The sequence below is a fragment of the Halanaerobium congolense genome (genome assembly GCF_004366375.1).
Taxonomy (GTDB): domain Bacteria; phylum Bacillota; class Halanaerobiia; order Halanaerobiales; family Halanaerobiaceae; genus Halanaerobium; species Halanaerobium congolense.
Map to the genome: position 1 here is coordinate 48,124 of NZ_SOEF01000015.1, position 16,389 is coordinate 64,512.

19 protein-coding genes are annotated in these 16,389 nt (G+C 30.5%); 6 read left to right on the forward strand and 13 right to left on the reverse strand.

What is annotated here, in order from left to right:
* Positions 1-58 precede the first annotated feature (58 nt).
* Together C7954_RS06805 and C7954_RS06810 are read left to right on the forward strand one after the other, a co-directional pair.
* On the forward strand, positions 59-1,645 hold the full coding sequence (locus C7954_RS06805; protein ID WP_134059246.1) for an AAA family ATPase: 1,587 nt from the start codon (positions 59-61) through the stop codon (positions 1,643-1,645).
* Between the two features lie 157 nt (positions 1,646-1,802).
* Positions 1,803-3,395 (forward strand): AAA family ATPase, encoded by a 1,593-nt coding sequence (locus tag C7954_RS06810; protein ID WP_089723332.1) that lies wholly within the window; start codon positions 1,803-1,805, stop codon positions 3,393-3,395.
* A 47-nt stretch (positions 3,396-3,442) separates the two neighbouring features.
* Here C7954_RS06810 and C7954_RS06815 read toward each other — a convergent pair whose 3' ends face one another.
* The 4 genes from C7954_RS06815 to C7954_RS06830 form a co-directional block, all read right to left on the reverse strand.
* The gene (locus C7954_RS06815) at positions 3,443-3,709 is read right to left on the reverse strand and encodes a hypothetical protein (protein ID WP_073160331.1); all 267 of its coding nucleotides are present in this window, start codon (positions 3,707-3,709) and stop codon (positions 3,443-3,445) included.
* A 234-nt stretch (positions 3,710-3,943) separates the two neighbouring features.
* Positions 3,944-4,177 carry a type II toxin-antitoxin system MqsA family antitoxin gene (locus C7954_RS06820; protein ID WP_073160333.1) on the reverse strand — a complete coding sequence of 78 codons (234 nt, stop codon included), beginning with the start codon at positions 4,175-4,177 and terminating at the stop codon, positions 3,944-3,946.
* Positions 4,178-4,183: 6 nt separating this feature from the next.
* Positions 4,184-4,489: a DUF4258 domain-containing protein gene (locus C7954_RS06825; protein WP_073160335.1), complete on the reverse strand. Its 306-nt coding sequence runs from the start codon at positions 4,487-4,489 to the stop codon at positions 4,184-4,186.
* A gap of 62 nt (positions 4,490-4,551) precedes the next feature.
* Positions 4,552-4,749, reverse strand: a complete 198-nt coding sequence (locus C7954_RS06830) for a hypothetical protein (protein WP_073160337.1) — start codon at positions 4,747-4,749, stop codon at positions 4,552-4,554.
* Between the two features lie 279 nt (positions 4,750-5,028).
* On the opposite strand from C7954_RS06830, the gene C7954_RS06835 reads away from it, so the two are divergent.
* Positions 5,029-5,220, forward strand: coding sequence for a hypothetical protein (locus C7954_RS06835; RefSeq protein WP_073160339.1), 192 nt, complete (start codon positions 5,029-5,031; stop codon positions 5,218-5,220).
* A gap of 139 nt (positions 5,221-5,359) precedes the next feature.
* On the forward strand, positions 5,360-5,608 hold the full coding sequence (locus C7954_RS06840) for a Fic family protein (protein WP_223174509.1): 249 nt from the start codon (positions 5,360-5,362) through the stop codon (positions 5,606-5,608).
* Between the two features lie 461 nt (positions 5,609-6,069).
* Here the strand turns inward: C7954_RS06840 and C7954_RS06845 are convergent, their stop codons facing one another.
* The 5 genes from C7954_RS06845 to vapB all read right to left on the reverse strand — a co-directional run bounded on the left by C7954_RS06845 (position 6,070) and on the right by vapB (position 11,139).
* A complete protein-coding gene (locus C7954_RS06845) occupies positions 6,070-7,446 on the reverse strand; it encodes a J domain-containing protein (protein ID WP_089720945.1) in 1,377 nt (458 codons plus the stop codon).
* Between the two features lie 6 nt (positions 7,447-7,452).
* Positions 7,453-9,321 carry an Hsp70 family protein gene (locus C7954_RS06850; RefSeq protein ID WP_089720946.1) on the reverse strand — a complete coding sequence of 623 codons (1,869 nt, stop codon included), beginning with the start codon at positions 9,319-9,321 and terminating at the stop codon, positions 7,453-7,455.
* Entirely contained in the window at positions 9,318-9,941 is a 624-nt protein-coding gene (locus C7954_RS06855) for a nucleotide exchange factor GrpE (RefSeq protein WP_089720948.1), read from the reverse strand. The genes C7954_RS06850 and C7954_RS06855 overlap by 4 nt, the downstream gene beginning before the upstream one ends.
* 563 nt (positions 9,942-10,504) lie before the next feature.
* Positions 10,505-10,906, reverse strand: coding sequence for a type II toxin-antitoxin system tRNA(fMet)-specific endonuclease VapC (gene vapC / locus C7954_RS06860; protein ID WP_110301285.1), 402 nt, complete (start codon positions 10,904-10,906; stop codon positions 10,505-10,507).
* A 2-nt stretch (positions 10,907-10,908) separates the two neighbouring features.
* Complete coding sequence (vapB, locus tag C7954_RS06865; RefSeq protein WP_073161052.1) at positions 10,909-11,139, reverse strand: type II toxin-antitoxin system antitoxin VapB; 231 nt, start codon at positions 11,137-11,139, stop codon at positions 10,909-10,911.
* Between the two features lie 395 nt (positions 11,140-11,534).
* Between vapB and C7954_RS06870 the strand changes: the two genes are divergently transcribed.
* Together C7954_RS06870 and C7954_RS06875 are read left to right on the forward strand one after the other, a co-directional pair.
* Positions 11,535-12,266, forward strand: a complete 732-nt coding sequence (locus tag C7954_RS06870) for a Fic family protein (RefSeq protein ID WP_134059251.1) — start codon at positions 11,535-11,537, stop codon at positions 12,264-12,266.
* 229 nt (positions 12,267-12,495) lie between these two features.
* Positions 12,496-13,542: a Fic family protein gene (locus C7954_RS06875; RefSeq protein WP_089717760.1), complete on the forward strand. Its 1,047-nt coding sequence runs from the start codon at positions 12,496-12,498 to the stop codon at positions 13,540-13,542.
* A gap of 68 nt (positions 13,543-13,610) precedes the next feature.
* Here the strand turns inward: C7954_RS06875 and C7954_RS06880 are convergent, their stop codons facing one another.
* The 4 genes from C7954_RS06880 to C7954_RS06895 form a co-directional block, all read right to left on the reverse strand.
* Positions 13,611-14,159 (reverse strand): winged helix-turn-helix transcriptional regulator, encoded by a 549-nt coding sequence (locus C7954_RS06880; protein ID WP_234971284.1) that lies wholly within the window; start codon positions 14,157-14,159, stop codon positions 13,611-13,613.
* Between the two features lie 97 nt (positions 14,160-14,256).
* The gene (locus C7954_RS06885; RefSeq protein WP_073161058.1) at positions 14,257-14,556 is read right to left on the reverse strand and encodes a nucleotidyltransferase family protein; all 300 of its coding nucleotides are present in this window, start codon (positions 14,554-14,556) and stop codon (positions 14,257-14,259) included.
* A 465-nt stretch (positions 14,557-15,021) separates the two neighbouring features.
* Entirely contained in the window at positions 15,022-15,864 is an 843-nt protein-coding gene (gene hepT / locus C7954_RS06890) for a type VII toxin-antitoxin system HepT family RNase toxin (protein ID WP_133506079.1), read from the reverse strand.
* Between the two features lie 26 nt (positions 15,865-15,890).
* Entirely contained in the window at positions 15,891-16,091 is a 201-nt protein-coding gene (locus C7954_RS06895) for a HepT-like ribonuclease domain-containing protein (RefSeq protein ID WP_133506081.1), read from the reverse strand.
* Between the last annotated feature and the right edge of the window lie 298 nt (positions 16,092-16,389).

Sequence of the window (16,389 nt, forward strand, 5' to 3'; positions counted from 1 at the left end):
GTTTAATTGATAATCAATAAAATTTAAAGTATAATTAATTTAACTTGGAGGTGGATTTATGCAAAATATTGGAATTGATCTTGCTGATTTTGAATATATTAGAAAAAATAATCTTATTTATGTAGATAAAACTGAATTTTTATATAAAATAGTATCTGAAAACAAATATTATTTCCTATCACGCCCTCGACGTTTTGGTAAAACCCTTTTTGTTGACACTCTAGAAAAATTCTATCAGGGCAAAAAAGACCTTTTTGAGGGGCTTTATATCTCAAACCAGGATTTGGATTGGGAAAAGCATCCAGTTATTAGACTGGACTTCAATGAAATAATATCTCAAACTACTGAGCAATTAAAAATCGTACTTACCGAAAAATTAATTGATTATGCTAATCAATATAATCTTGAACTGACCTCAACTTATGTGCCTACTAAATTTAACGAATTAATAAAAAAAATCTCAAAAAAAACTAAGCATGGAGTTGTCTTATTGGTAGATGAATATGATAAACCAATATTATCTCATTTTGGAGTAATTGAAGGCTCTATAAATAAAATTAGAACTGCCCGTGCCAATCAAAATTTTTTGAAATTAGTTTATGATAATTTAAAACCACTTGAGCCCTATCTGGAAAAGGTTTTTATAACAGGAGTCACAAAATTTAGTAAGTTATCGATATTTTCGACCTTAAATAATCTAATTGAACTTGATCAAAATGAAAAATTTGCTGAAATAATGGGTTATACAGAAAAAGAATTAGATGAATATTTTAGTCCCTATTTTTCTAAACTTGCAGAAAAAAATAATTTAACTATCCCTGAATTCAGAAATAAATTTAAACAAATGTATAATGGCTTCCGTTTTACAGAAAAAGACAGTCGAGTCTATAATCCTTTTTCTGTAGGCAATGCATTAAAAAATTCTCGATTTGATAACTACTGGTTTGAAAGTGGAACACCTACCTTTTTGGTTGAATTAATTAAGAATAAAAACTTTGATCTCAGTAATTTAGAAAATATAGAAGTTGGAAAAAATGAAATAAAAGCTTATGATATAGGTAATATACAAATAATACCTCTTCTTTTTCAAACAGGTTATTTAACAATCAAAGAAATTGAAGATCAGGTAATATATAAACTTGATTATCCTAACTATGAGGTAGAAAATAGTTTCAATCTAAATCTGGCGAAATCTTTTTCTCAAAACAAAATTACAGTTCCAGTTGTACATCGGCTTAAAAAATTATTAATTAACAAAGAATTAGAAAAATTCATCCAACAGATTAAATCAATATTTTTCAGTCTGGTTAATATCAATATTCCAAAATCGCTTCAGGATAGAGAAGCTTATTACAACAGCCTCTTTTATCTGATAACTACTTTATTAACAGATAACAATTTAAATGTTTATTCGGAAGTACTAACCTCTGAAGGAAGAATAGATAGCACAGTTGAAACTGAAACTGATATTTACATTATAGAATTTAAGGCAAATCAAGATGCTGAGATAGCTTTAAAGCAAATAAAAGATAAAAATTATGCTGAGAGATTTAAAATTAAAGACAAAAAATTAGTTTTAATTGGTATCAATTTCGACACTGAAAAAAGAAATATAAAAGATACTAAAATTGAAGAAATAGATTAAATTAGAGCAGACTTTTCTGCTCTTTCTTTTTTTATTATTCTTCATCGACATCTACCTCTGCTAAAAAAGATAGATCCTTATTGATTTTTTCTTCTGCAGTTTAATTGATAATCATTGAATTTTAAAGTATAATTAATTTAAGCTGGAGGTGTCAAAGATGAAGGATATTACTGTTTCAAAAGCCAATTTTGAAGAAATAATAAAAGATGATTTTATTTATGTAGATAAAACCGAGTTTTTATATAAAATTATAAGTAGTAGAGAACCATATTTTTTTCTCTCTCGACCGCGACGCTTTGGCAAAACTCTTTTTGTAGATACTCTAGAAAAATTCTATCAGGGTAAAAAAGAACTTTTTGAAGGGCTTTATATCTTTAATCAAGATTGGAATTGGGAAGAACATCCGATTATTAGACTGGATTTTAATATGATACCTTCAGAAAACAGAGAAGTTTTAAATAAAAGTTTACAAAAGATTTTTAGTAAAATTGCTGCCAGATATAATATCGACCTAATAGTTGAAGAAGCATACTATATGTTTCCAGAGTTAATAGAAAAGCTTTATAATAAATTTGATCAGGATGTTGTCATTTTAATCGATGAATATGATAAACCTATAATTTCTAATCTTAAGTCTCCTTTAAAAGAAAACAACGCTAATTTTAAAGTTATAGACGAAAATCAGGATTATCTTAAAATGCTTTATGACTATTTAAAACCACTTGAAGGCTACTTAGAAAAGGTTTTTATTACAGGTGTATCTAAGTTCAGTAAGTTATCTATATTTTCAACTTTAAATAATTTATTTGAAATTGATCAAGAAAGTAAATTTGCTGAAATAATGGGTTATACTGAAGCAGAATTAAATAAATATTTTAAACCACATTTTGCTAAACTCGCAGAAAAAAATGGTTTAACTATCTCAGAATGCAGAAAAAAATTCAAGCAAATGTATAATGGTTTTCGATTTACAGAAAAAGATAGTAGAGTTTATAATCCTTTTTCAGTCGGCTCCGCTTTAAAAAATACTAGATTTGATAATTACTGGTTTAAAAGTGGGACCCCTACTTTCCTAATAGAATTAATTAAGAAAGAAAATTTTCAGATTACTAATTTAAACAATCTGGAAGTTAATAAAAATAAGTTAGATGCGACTGATATTAAAAAACTTAAACTTATTCCCTTATTATTCCAAACTGGATATTTAACAATTAAAAAAATTAAAAACAAAGAAATTTATAAACTTGGTTATCCTAATCTAGAAGTTGAAAAAAGTTTAACTCAAAATATTTTAGATGAATTTACTAATGAAAAAATTGAATTACCCCTTATCTACTATATTAAAAAATCACTTATAAATAAAAATCTAGAAAAATTTATAGAACAGATGAAATCAATATTTGCAGGCCTGGTTAATATTAATATTCCAAAATCTCTTCAAGAACAAGAAGCTTATTACAACAGCCTCTTTTATCTGATAACTACTTTATTAACAGATAACAATTTAAATGTTTACTCAGAAGTCCTAACATCTGAAGGAAGAATTGATAGCATAATTGAAACTGACACTAATATTTATATTATAGAATTTAAGGCAAATCAAGATGCTGAGATAGCTTTACAGCAAATAAAAGATAAAAATTATGCTGAGAGATTTAAAATTAAAGACAAAGGAATAATTTTAATAGGCACCAATTTTGACACTGAAAAAAGAAATATAAAAGATATTAAAATTGAAGAAATAGATTAAATTAGAGCAGACTTTTCTGCTCTTTTTTAATTATTCCGCATCGACATCTACCCAGCCAAAAAAGACAGATCCTTATTGATTTTTTCTTCTGGTAAAAGCTCCATTTCATCATTATCAATTATTAGAGCTTTTAAATTACTTAATTTAACATGCTTTGTTCTTTTCTGCCATCTCTCTCCAATTTTGTGTTTCTTTATTTGATATAGAATTCCTTTTTCTGGATTATGAGCAGCAATATCAAGCCAATCTCTTGTTTCTTTTTCAGTTAATAATTCAATCTTAATTGTTTTATCTAAAATAATTATTTCATCCACCTACTCATCTAGTATATTGTTGAATTTTTCCTGGATTTGACCCTTCTCGGGGCAAGCCCACGAGGTTTGCAAGCAGACTTTCACTCTATCACGATGAAATATTATTAAATTCATTATAATCTATAATTTTATATTCATACTCAATAATCTTTTGGTATTTCTATAGATTAAAACAAAAAGAGAGCAGTATATTTCTTATAATAACCGCTCTCAGTCATATGTCATATTAAATTACTAAGCCACTAAATCAAAATAATTAATAATTATTACTTCCGCAGCATTTTCTCTATAACTATCAATAATCTTTTCAATTTCTAAAGCAACTTTATGCTCTAAATAATATTCGCCACATTGTTTACAAACATTAGCAGGAACATTTTTAATAATAATAATAAAATTATCAAGATCAACAATATGATTTACATTTCCTTTTTCTAAATCACCTTTGCACATCAAACATTTTTCCATATTGCTTCACCTCCGATTCTTAAAATCATCTTCCCAAATTTCTTCATCAGGGTAATAAGTGGTAATCATCCATAATTTATTATTTCCTACAGCACACACTATGTGAATTGGTTTTTTCTCTTTATTGTAGCCTAAAACAAGACAACTTGGATAGGGATAATCATCAGGATAATTTTCAATAATTTCTCCATTCTTTATTGAAAACATAATATCATTAATTTTTATTCTTCTTTTCTGCATTTTCTTTAAAATATGCTGACTCCAGTTGATCTTTTCAGATTCTAATAATTGAATTATTCTGTTCAAATCCATATCTATCAAACTCCAATTTGGGAATTTAATTCTTATATATATTATACCATTAACAATAAATTTTATAAAGAAATCTCCAGATATCTTCTGAGAATTGTTTTAATCCGTAATTTTTTTGAATAATCGAGAAGTTTAGGAATGTTTTTGCCTTTGCTTGTTAAATAATTTCTAATGGCAGTATTTAAAAGTGAAGGATCCATATTATTTCTATTTTTTAAAATATCACAAATAGTTCTTTCTTTATTATAAACCTTAATCACACGACCAAAATTTGTTTCTTTTTCAATAACTCCAATAGAGTAAAATTATTTTTGATAATCCATATTTACACCTCTTTTACTGTTGCGCTATAATTATATTTTAGCGCATTAGTAAAATTATTTTTTGGTGTATTTAGTTAAAATCTGTAATCTGTATCTGAAATTAAATCTGTTAATGTTGAACATAAGTTTTGACTAATGGTATAAATAGTAATATAATATAATTAGTAAGATAATTCTTTAATCATTTTGAAAAATCAAATGTGAGGAATGATATTAATGAAAAAAATGAGCAGCAAAGAAATCGACGAGATTATAGAGAATGTTAAAGCATCATTAGCAGTAGAAAATATTAAAGTTGATAATATTAGTGTCATTACTGGAAAAAAATATTTAAATGGTGAAATTTCAAGCAAAGAAGCAATTGATAGTATTACTGAATATATAAGAAACAAACAACTGAGACAATGAATTTTTCTACTAAATATGGGTCAGGAAATTCTAAATATTGCTATCCAAATTCAGATGTTTTGATTAATAAGCAAAATATCAATATATAGAAACAAGTGCTATAAAGCTATTTGAAGAACTAAAAGAGGAAAATTATTTAATAGGCACCTCATTTAATCAATTTTCTGAAAAAGCCTCCTATTATATGGCAGAATTAAATATTATTCACCCATTCCGAGAGGGTAATGGTAGAACTATAAGAGAGTTTATTAGAATTTTAGCTTTAAAAAATGGTTATCAAATTAAGTGGAATTCTATAAATCAAAAAACACTTTTTAAAGCCTCAGTAGAATCTGTACTAAACTTAGACCCTTTAATAAAATGCATTAAAGGGGCAATTAAATCTTGATTTTTAAACTTCTGAGCAGTATATTCTGCTCTTTTTTTATGTTTTAAAAAATTGACAATCCAGGTTCTATAGCTGAATTAATTTTCAGCAAAAGTTCCTCTCCTACGCGTTTCCCAAATCTTTTTTCAGTCCATCCAGATCATCAATATTAAAAACTGATATTATATCATTCTAAATATAATTAATAAAGAAAGGATAATCTCAAATGAAAAGAATGAGCAGCAAAGAAATTAAAGAGGCAATAGAAAATGTCAGGGCATCAATATTAGTGGCAAATCTATGTTTATATCCATTTTGATATCCGGAACTGATGCCAGAAACATATAATTCAACTCCTAAAAAAAATCCTCCTTAATGGAGGAATACAATTGAGTAGTATTCTCTCTTTTAAAGTTTTCCGCTGCTCTCGGGAAACTAACTTATATACTAATTATATACCTTAAATTTGACTATGTCATATGTTATTTATTAAGACAGCATTTTTTATATTTTTTACCACTGCCGCAGGGACAGGGATCATTGCGGCCTACTTTATTTTTACTAACAATCTGCCCTGATGCCAGCTCTTTGTAATCAGAATCCTGATCTACTTTTCTCGGCTTTTCAAATAGAGAAAGCTGCCTATTATTAAGCTGTTCCCGGCAGTTAGCAGCAATTTTATCCCATTCATTTCTAAAAGTATCATACATTCTTGGATACTTCTTTTTCAACCTTTTTACTGCCTGTAAATTTGCTGAGTATTCTTCTTTAAAGTTCTGCATAGCATATTTGTCTGGAAAATCTACAAAAGTTTCCGGATCCAGCTCTTCATAGGCCCAGTTAAAAAATAATCTGCTGCCCGTATAGAAAATATAGGGGGATAACTTAGGATCTGCAGACATTCTGTCAACTTCATTTAAAATCTTTTCTGTCAGCTGTAATTTTTTATATTCAAGCTCAAGATCGGGATCATCTTCAAATAACATAAGCAGTTCTGTAATATATAATTGAGCCTTAATATCACCATGTTCTTCTGCTTCAAAGTAATTTTCATCAAGAACATAAATAATATAATCTCTTAATTCCTGATCTTCATTTATCTTTGCTATAAAAGATTCTGTTAAAGCAATCAGGCTGTCTTTTTTCTCCCATTTTTCGTATTTATTTATCAGAGCAATTGCTATTAAAAAATGTCGGATATTATCTTCATCAGGCTCCGAAAAAGTTTTTAATTCATTTGATAAAACATTCCAGATTTTATTAAACTTTCCCTGCTGATCATAAACACCAATATAGACATCTGTCATTTCTGATTTTTTATCTGGAAATTTCTTTTCCATTTCTTTTAGAACTCTATTAGCATATTTGGTGTATTGTTCTGATTCCAGAAGCAGAACAATTTTATTCAACAGCAGTAAATACTCCTGCTTTTTAGGAAAAAGTTCTTCCAGCTGTTCAAAAATATCATTAAAAAGATTTATATCTCCTTTCATTACAGCCACTTCTGCCTTAAGCCTTAAAATATATAAATTATCAGCGGCAAGTTCGGCTGCTTTGTTTAAAAGAAATTCTGCCTCTTCAATCTTCCCCCAATCCATATAATCTAATGCTTCCTGCAAAAATTTTGACGCCTGACCCTGATATTTAGTTTTTAAATCATAGCCACTTCTTTTAAAAGGATCTTTTAGAGTATCATAGGCCTCTCTAATTACTTTAAACTCTTCCGGGTTTTCTTCCGGTGGAAATTCTCGAACCTTTTCCAGGTATCTCTGCTTAATTAATTCCTCCCCCGCATTGGAATTTGTACCCAGAATACGGTAGAGATTTGAACTCTTAAAAACACTATTTTTTAATTTCATAAAAGATTATTCCTCCATTTCCAGATCCAGAATTTCTTCGAAAACTTCTTCCAGGGCCTGCCGCAATTTATCTTTATCCCCGCTCTCAAGAGCCTGATCAAGTCTCTTAACCATGGACTTAAATTCTGAGCGGCTGATATTTTCATTTTCTACAAATAATTCTCCGGCTCGCTCTTTTAAATTTTCTGCTTCTAAAGCCAGTCCTTTAAAATCCGCAAACTCTGCTGCAAAATCATCAAGTTCTGACTCCTCAATATCTTCAGATAGATCCGGGTTATATTCAATTTTTTGCAGGTTATTTTCGGCATTCTCTGCCATCCCTGCAAGCTCTTTGTGAAAGTTTTCCAGCCTCTCCAGGCTTTCCTGATATGATTCTTCTGATTTTCGGTCAACTGCATCCTGGACAGTAAGCTGCATTTCTTTATCTGTAGAAAGTGATCTGGCAGTTACATCAAGAATCCCGTTAATATTATAATTTAAGCTAACTGCAATTTTTTCTTCGCCGGCTCTTTTAGCTGGAATTCCGTCCAGAATAAATTCTCCCAGATAATGATTTTCTTCTATCCAGTCACCTTCACCCTGGTAAATTTTAATTTTAACCTGCTCCTGATTGTCAAAAGTTGTAGTAAATACTTTTGTTTTACTGGTTGGAATCGTTGTATTTCTGTCAATAATACTTTCAAAACCGCCCGGTTTAAAGCCCAAAACTCCCTGGTCTTTAAGCACCTCTATCCCCAGTGAATAGGGAGCAACATCTGTAACTATCATCCCACTATCGGAAAGCAGACCTGCTTTTATACCTGCCTGAACAGCTGCTCCTTTTGCTACCGCCTGATCGGGGTCTATCTCATTCTGGGGTTCCTGATCAAAAAAATCACGCAGAAGTTCTCTGACCCTCGGGATTCTGGTTGAACCACCAACTAAAATCACCTGCTCAATCTCGTCTGGAAGCAGTTCCGCATCTTCCAGTACATTCTTAACACTATTTAAAGTCTCCTTCAGCAAATTATCAATTAAGTCAATAAATTCTTTTCTGCTTATTTCCATCTCAAAGGCCACCGGCTGGTTATTTTTTACCATCAGAGCCGGTATAGAAACCTGAACCTGTTTTTGATCTGATAATTTTATTTTTGTTTTTTCTGCTTCTTCTTTTAGGCGGGCACAGGCGCTTAAGTCTTCTCTTGGATCCAGACCACTTTCTTCTATAATTTTTTCAGCAAAATAATCTAAAAGTATCCTGTCGAAATCGGATCCACCCAGTTCTTTATTACCTGCCGAAGCTTTTACTTCCAGGATTCCGCCCATTAATTCCAGAACAGAGACATCAAAGGTACCTCCCCCCAGATCATAGACCAGAAACTGGTGGTCATCATCAAGTTTATCGAGACCATAGGCCATAGCAGCTGCTGTTGGTTCATTGATTATTCTTTCAACTACAAAACCTGCCAGTTCACCAGCTTTTTTAGTAGCCTGTCTCTGCTGATCGGTAAAATAGGCGGGAACTGTAATCACCGCTTCTTTTTCAACTTCATCACCATAAATCTGATCAACATATTTTTTTAGTTCTTTTAATATTAAGGCTGATATCTCCTCCGGCAGCAGCTTCTGATCAGCAATTTTAAGCATTTCATTTTCGCCCATTTTTCTTTTAACCTCTGCTATTGTTCTCTCAGGCACCGCCACCAGAGCTGATTTAGCATCACTACCGACAATAACCTCACCCTTCTGATCAATGTGAACTACTGAAGGTAATAAGGGGCTGTTTTCTTCCATGAGAGTTACAACCTCTGCTTTACCTTCAATAACAGCTGCCAGGGAAGAATTTGTGGTACCCAGATCAATCCCCACAACCGGTCTAAAACGATCTTTACTCATTGTTTGGCCTCCTTATAGACAACTACCTGTGATTTGCGTAATATATTATCTTCCTGATCCTGATAACCCCGTTTGATAACTTCAACAATCTGATTGTTATTATAATTTAAAACCGGCTGCTGCGGATATTCTGTTAGAGCTTCCGAATTTACAGTGGTTAAGGCTTCCGCCCGGCGGGGATCAAATTCTTTTTCTTTTAAATTCAGCTGATAGATATCATTTTGCTCCAGGAGTTTAAGCAGTCTCTGACTCCAATTTTCCAGTAAACTGCTCCAGCTGTTTTCATCACTGTCCAGTCCTCTTTTAAGCAGGTCAAACTCATCAATTAGCTCAATTATTTTTTTACTGCTGTTTTCGACATTTAAGCTGTAACTATCAACTCTGCTTTTTAATTTAGAGATTAATTCCTGATCAAGGCTCTGTTGATTAACCAATTGTGAAAGCTCATCAATTTTTTTGAAAAGATCCTGATTCTGTTTATACTGTAGGCGGTTCATTTTTTTCTCTGACTTATCTAAATCATTAATTTTTTCTTCCATGGAATTTACTTTTTCAGTTAAATTCTCTATTTTCTCTAAAAGTTTTTGCTGGTCATCATTCTGCCAGAATTTCCAATTCATATCTCAGCCTCCAACTTAATTATTCGTTACGTCAAATCTAATAGTTTTTTCAAAAATATTAACAGTTATCATAATTTTCAGGTTGGAAATCTCCATAAAATGCAGGAATCCCTTCCCCTGAGCTCTTAAATATTAATTGAGAGATCACAACCTACTACACCCAGAAAGGAAGGGATCCTAAGTTATGAATTCTCGAAATTTTCCTAATTTCCTGCTTAAACCTCTTATAAATTTTGTCCTTTTGATCTATCTTTTTTTCTCCAGACTCTTTCACGTGGACTTTGAAGCTAAAGAAAACGGTGAACCGATTAAAGCTGTTAATCGTTGTAAGCCTCTAACTGTAGATGTAGAGGGTGCTCCAAATGTAGAGCTCCTAAAAAAATCCTCCTTAATGGAGGAATACAATTGAGTAGTATTCTCTGTTTTAAAGTTTTCCGCTGCTCTCGGGAAACTACCTTATATAATAATTATATATCTTTAATTCGACTATATCAATGATTCCATCACTCGAAAACAGGAATAAGTGTAAATTTCAGATCCATTATAGGAAATAGTAATTCTATTTATTTAGCCCAATTTTCAAGAGAAAGATCTGTAATTCTTTTAAATTCTTTTGTATTATTTGTAACTAAAATCAAGTTTTCTGCTATAGCATGAGCAGCTATCATTAAATCATAGGCTCCTCTAATCCTGCCTTGATTTTCTAGATCTGCTCTAATACTTCCATATTTTATAGCTGCATTCTGTTCAAAAGGTAATATTTCAATTGGACCAAGAAAACTTGCTAAAGCTGTTTGGTTTTTGTCTTTATATTGACTTTTTTCAACACCATATTGTAATTCAGCAAATGTAACCATAGAAATACAAATATCACCAATATTACAAGTTTGAAATTTATCAAGAACTTTTTTGGGTTTTTCTTTAATTATATAAATACATATATTAGTGTCAAGCATATATTTCATAATTATAGTTCCTCTCGATTTTGTAGTTCGGGTTGATTTCTATTTTCTAAAAAATCATCAGAAAAACTATCTAAACTCTTAGTAAGAGTTTCCCATTTGCTGTCTTTTGGAATCAACATAACAAAATCACCAATTTTATTAACAAAAACTTCAGATTCATCATTAAAACGATATTTTTTAGGAAGTCGAACCGCCTGGCTTCTACCATTTTTAAATATTTTTGCAACATCCATGATAACCATCTCCTTCCAGTTTGGTATATATTTAAGTCTATATCATTGTGAAATTATTTGTCAAGGAGACAATTATAGTCCCCCTTTAGAGTTTCTAAATTTTATAACATGATAATAGATCATACCTTCTACTTTTCTCAATTTTACAGTTTTCATAGTCGATCACCTCAACTATATTATAGTACTTATATTATTCGAAAGCCAGGTAAAAAAGATTAAATACTGCCGTTGTTTAGCACCACATGCCGTGATATAATTATATACGTGAAGAAGTGATATTAATATTCTACTGGTTTTTTAAACAAAAGAAATAACATCAACAGGCTGCTCAATAATTGAATTATGCAGTGCAAATAAGATTCTGGAATTTCAGATATCTAAGGAGGACCTTAATTATGTTTGATAATATTGATCAAAAAAAGAAAAAAATTGAAGAAAAGAGACCACTACCCAAAAACACTTTAAAAAGCTTAAGAAAAAAACTCCTTTTGGAGTGGACATATAATTCAAATGCAATTGAAGGTAACACATTAAGTTTATCAGAAACAAAAGTAGTGCTGGAAGATGGTATAACAATCGGTGGAAAAACATTAAAGGAACATTTAGAAGTTGTAAATCATAAAGAAGCTATTAATTATATGGAGGATATCATTAATAAAGATGAGAAACTTTCAGAAAGACAAATTAAAAATATACACTATCTAATACTCAAAGGAATAGATGATGAAAATGCAGGTAAATATAGAAGTGAGAAAGTAGTAATAAGTGGCGCTGAGCATGTTCCTCCTGCCCCAGTTTTTATTCACGATCAAATGGAAGAACTAATTAATTGGTATTATGATAAAGGCTCAACTCTTCCTACCATAGAAAGAGCTGCCAGATTACACACTGACTTTGTTAAAATACATCCATTTATTGATGGAAACGGTAGAACAGCCAGGATATTATTGAATTTTGAGTTAATAAAAGCTGGTTATCCAATTATTATTATCAGAAATGAAGATAGAGTTAAATATTATGAAAGCTTAGATAAAGCACATACTACTGGTGACTATAGTGACTTTATTGACTTAGTATCTGCATCTTTAAATAAAAGTTTAGACATCTATTTAGATATAATTAGTTAAATAAAGATATTTACCGGCTCCAGGTGGTTAATCTTATAATATTGTAGAAGAATATTTAGCTGAATTAAAAAGCAGCATGAAGTTTAAATTTAATATAGTCATCAATCCCATAAACATACTCATTTAAGTATTAATTGAGTATGTTTATGTACTTATGAACATGTTTATGTTATAATAAACATGGTCATTTGTTGTTTAATGAATATCTTTAAGAAAGGATGAGTATATTATGATGTCATTTAAAAATGATCGATTAAAAAAATTAGATATACCAATGAATATTGTTAAATTAATTGGAAAAATAAACGAATATAAAGGGAAACAGGATTTATATATAGAACAATCTCCACAAATTTTAGAAAAGCTTCAAGAAGTTGCTGTTATAAAGAGTACAAAAGCTTCAAACAGTATTGAAGGAATTGTAATCACTGATAAAAGACTAAAAGAAATAATGAAAGATGATACTAATCTTAGAGAAAGATCAGAAGGAGAAATAGCAGGTTATAGAGATGTTCTAAATACTATTCATAGCTCTTATGATGCAATACCCGTAACTTCAAATATAATTTTACAGTTACATCGAGATATGTATAAATATATATCTGAAAAAGGTGGAAGTTGGAAAAGTCAGGATAATATTATTGGTGAAATCCTACCTAATGGTGAAAAATTTGTTAGGTTTAAACCGGTTGCTGCGTCAAATACTGCTGCCGCTATGGATTCTCTTTGTAACTTTTTGAATAACGAAATGCAGGAAGAGAACATAGAACCATTAATCCTAATTGGAAGTTTTATCTTAGATTTTCTTTGTATTCACCCTTTTAATGATGGAAACGGAAGAATATCAAGGTTATTAACATTGCTATTATTATATAAATATGATCATAAAGTAGGAAGATATATAAGTTTAGAAAAAATAATAGAAGACAGTAAATCGAGTTATTATAAGACATTAAATAAATCCTCCATAGGCTGGCATGAAGGAAAACACAACTTATTTTTTTGGTTAGAATACTTTCTCGGAACACTTTTAGCAGCCTATAAAGAATTTGAAGAACGTGTAGGTATGGTGAAATCAAAAAAAGGTAATAAAAGCTATAGGGTTGAACAAGCTGTAAAAAATATTATCGGTACTTTTTCCAAAGATGATATTAGAAATGCCTGTCCTGATGTTTCAGATTCAACTATAGATAGAGTCTTGAGACAGTTAAAAAAGGATAATGTAATTGAAGTTCTTGGTAAAGGCAGAAATGCCAAATGGAAAAGATTAAAATAATATATTTAGTCCAGACCAAAAAAGCTGCCCAACTAAGAGCAGCTTTGAATTCCAAAAAAATATAAAATTTAAATAAAGATATTAACCGGCTCCAGGTGCTCTACTTTTAAATCTGGATCCCAGTGCAGAAGCAGACTCTCCTCTTTATTTATATTTGCCAGCTCTTCCTCTGCAGTAAATATTTCAAACTCCAAATTATTTTCCCTTAAGACTAAAGAAACCAGATCCAGGATCTCATCTTCCTCTTCATCACTGTAAAGATAAAGATCTTTATCCTCTTTTTCAGCCCGGGCTGCTAATTTAAGTACCTCGGCTTCGATTTCTTTAATTGCCTGATAAGACTTTTTTACATATCTAATAGTCTTTTTAGTTTTTTCCTTAATACCAGCCGGGGTTAAGATATATTTAATATTCCGGGAATTAAGCCTTTCGATTTTAATCAGACCCTTTTTAGCACACTTTTTAAGCAGGGTATTAACCAGACCTAAAGAAATACCGGCCTCTTTTGCTATTTCCCGCTGGGAAGGACTATCTTTACTGTTTAGTATATTTAAAATATCTGTTATTTTTTGCTCCATATTAACTCCTTCAAGATGGTCAATTATTATTGCTTTCAATACAAAACAAAACTAATCTAAAATATTTTTTATTTCAATTTCAAGTTCTGGTATTTTCTTTTTAAATGTTTCCCATACTATTTCTAATAGAATACTATCATATCAGTGACACCTGATCTCGAATTACTTCTTTTTTGAAATCTTCTTTTTTTGCAAATTTTTTCAATCCACTATAAGTAACAATATCAACTGATAAACCCAGAGCTTCTTCAATATCTAATTTTACAGCGGTTAATTCAAATAAATCATTTTGAGAAAGTTCTACGATTAAATCAAGATCACTTTTACCATTAACAGCTTCACCGCGAGCATAGGAGCCAAATATTCCAGCTCTCTTAATATTGTGTTTATTTAATATGTCTTTAATTTTTTTTCTCTGCTCCTGTGAAAGATTCATAATTGATCTCCCTCCTAAAGTGAAAACTTAACTCTAATTATATTATATCACCTACTGTGAAAATTATAAATATAAAAATTGAATTTAAACCAGTTTCAAAGATCATTAATAGACATCTTAACTTATTTAAAGCTACTTGTTAATACCCTAAAAAGTTGTGATTCTAATTGATGAATATGATAAGCCCGTATTTGCAAGTCTGATCGATTCTTACAGCTATCAATTCAATTATGAAAAATGCAGCAGATTTCAAAAATCACCTAATACAAAAATTATAAATATAAATAAAAAACCGCCCCGGGAAAAGGACGGTAAAAACAAGGAGAAAAGTATCTAGTACTTTAATTTATGTTATAGCTGCTATCTGCAGCAGCTTTAAAAAGGGGATAAACTGTATTTCTTTTAGCTTAATTATATAATAGCAGCTCTGGATTAAAAATACTTTAAAAAAATATTAGAAACAAATTAGAAATATCGATTGACAATTAAATCAACAAAACTTTCTATATCTGACAGATTATTATTTATGATTTGATATATATATTCCTCATCAATTTGATCATAGAGATGAACAATTCTATTTCTAAATTTAGTCATTTTAACAAACTTTAACAGCATATCTTCCGTGATAATCCCTTCATCAGCAAGTATTCTAAAAGAATCTGCACTTGTATCAGGACTTGTATATCCTTCTCGAGAAATAATATGGGCTGCTATATCCAGCATAGCTTCTACTGCTGCCTGCAAATTATATTTAGCAGTGTCATAATTTCTATAATCGCTTAAAAATTTATGTTTTTCAAGTTCAGATAGTTCTTTTAATTTTTTCAGATTAGCTCTGATGAATTTTAGCTTTTCTGCTATCCGTTTATGATTTATTCCTGCTGTTTTCTCCTTTATTCCTGTAATATACTCCTGCTGAAATTTATATTTAAATCCTTCAGCATCAGGACCAAGTCTTAAAACCCCTTCTTTAAACTCAGCAGTCTCAATTTCATCTCTGCTGTAAATTAACTCTCCACCTGTAACTACTTCATACTTAAAAGCCAGTTTAACATTATTTAAATTGATTAAATCAATATCATATTTTCCTAATTCCAATTCCAGTCGTGCTGCCAGCTCCATCTGCTCGAGCATCCCTGGTGGGTTATCAAAAAGCACGGCTAAATCCAGATCACTATCGGTCTTTTGATACTTCGTGCCATAAGAGCCAAAAATATATGCCAGCTTAACATTTTCTTCTTTTTTTAAAAAATCAGCTACATTTTCTTTAAGCTCAGGCTCAAGTTTTCTTTTTAACTTTTCCATAATCTCACCGTCCTGGATTGAAGGCTTTAATCAATATATTCCTTAAACCACTTGAAAATGGCTTTTAAGTCACTTAAATTTTCTTTAATGATCACCAGTAAAATTTCTGGATCAATCTCTGCATAATCATGAACAATTATATTCCTGAATTTAGCCATTTTTATATAACTCTCAACATTTTCTTTAATAATATTATTTTCAGCCAGGATCTCTATAAATTGACATATTCTTCCAGGTGTTCAAGCTTATTTCTGACTACTTCTGCATCTACCACAGCTAAAACCCCTTTCCCAGAATCTGCTGTTTAAATTTTAAATCAACATTTTCAAAATCAACAATATCAACTTTTAGATCAATTAATTTCTCCAGCTCAGCCATTAGTTCTAATTTTAAATCAAATTTCTTAAATTTATCTAACCTTTCAGAATAATTGACCCTCCTCGGGGCAAGCCCTCGAGGATTCCTGCTTCTTAGAAGTGGTAACCCACCATCTCCACAGGCTTAAAATCCTGTTAGCCCAACAGT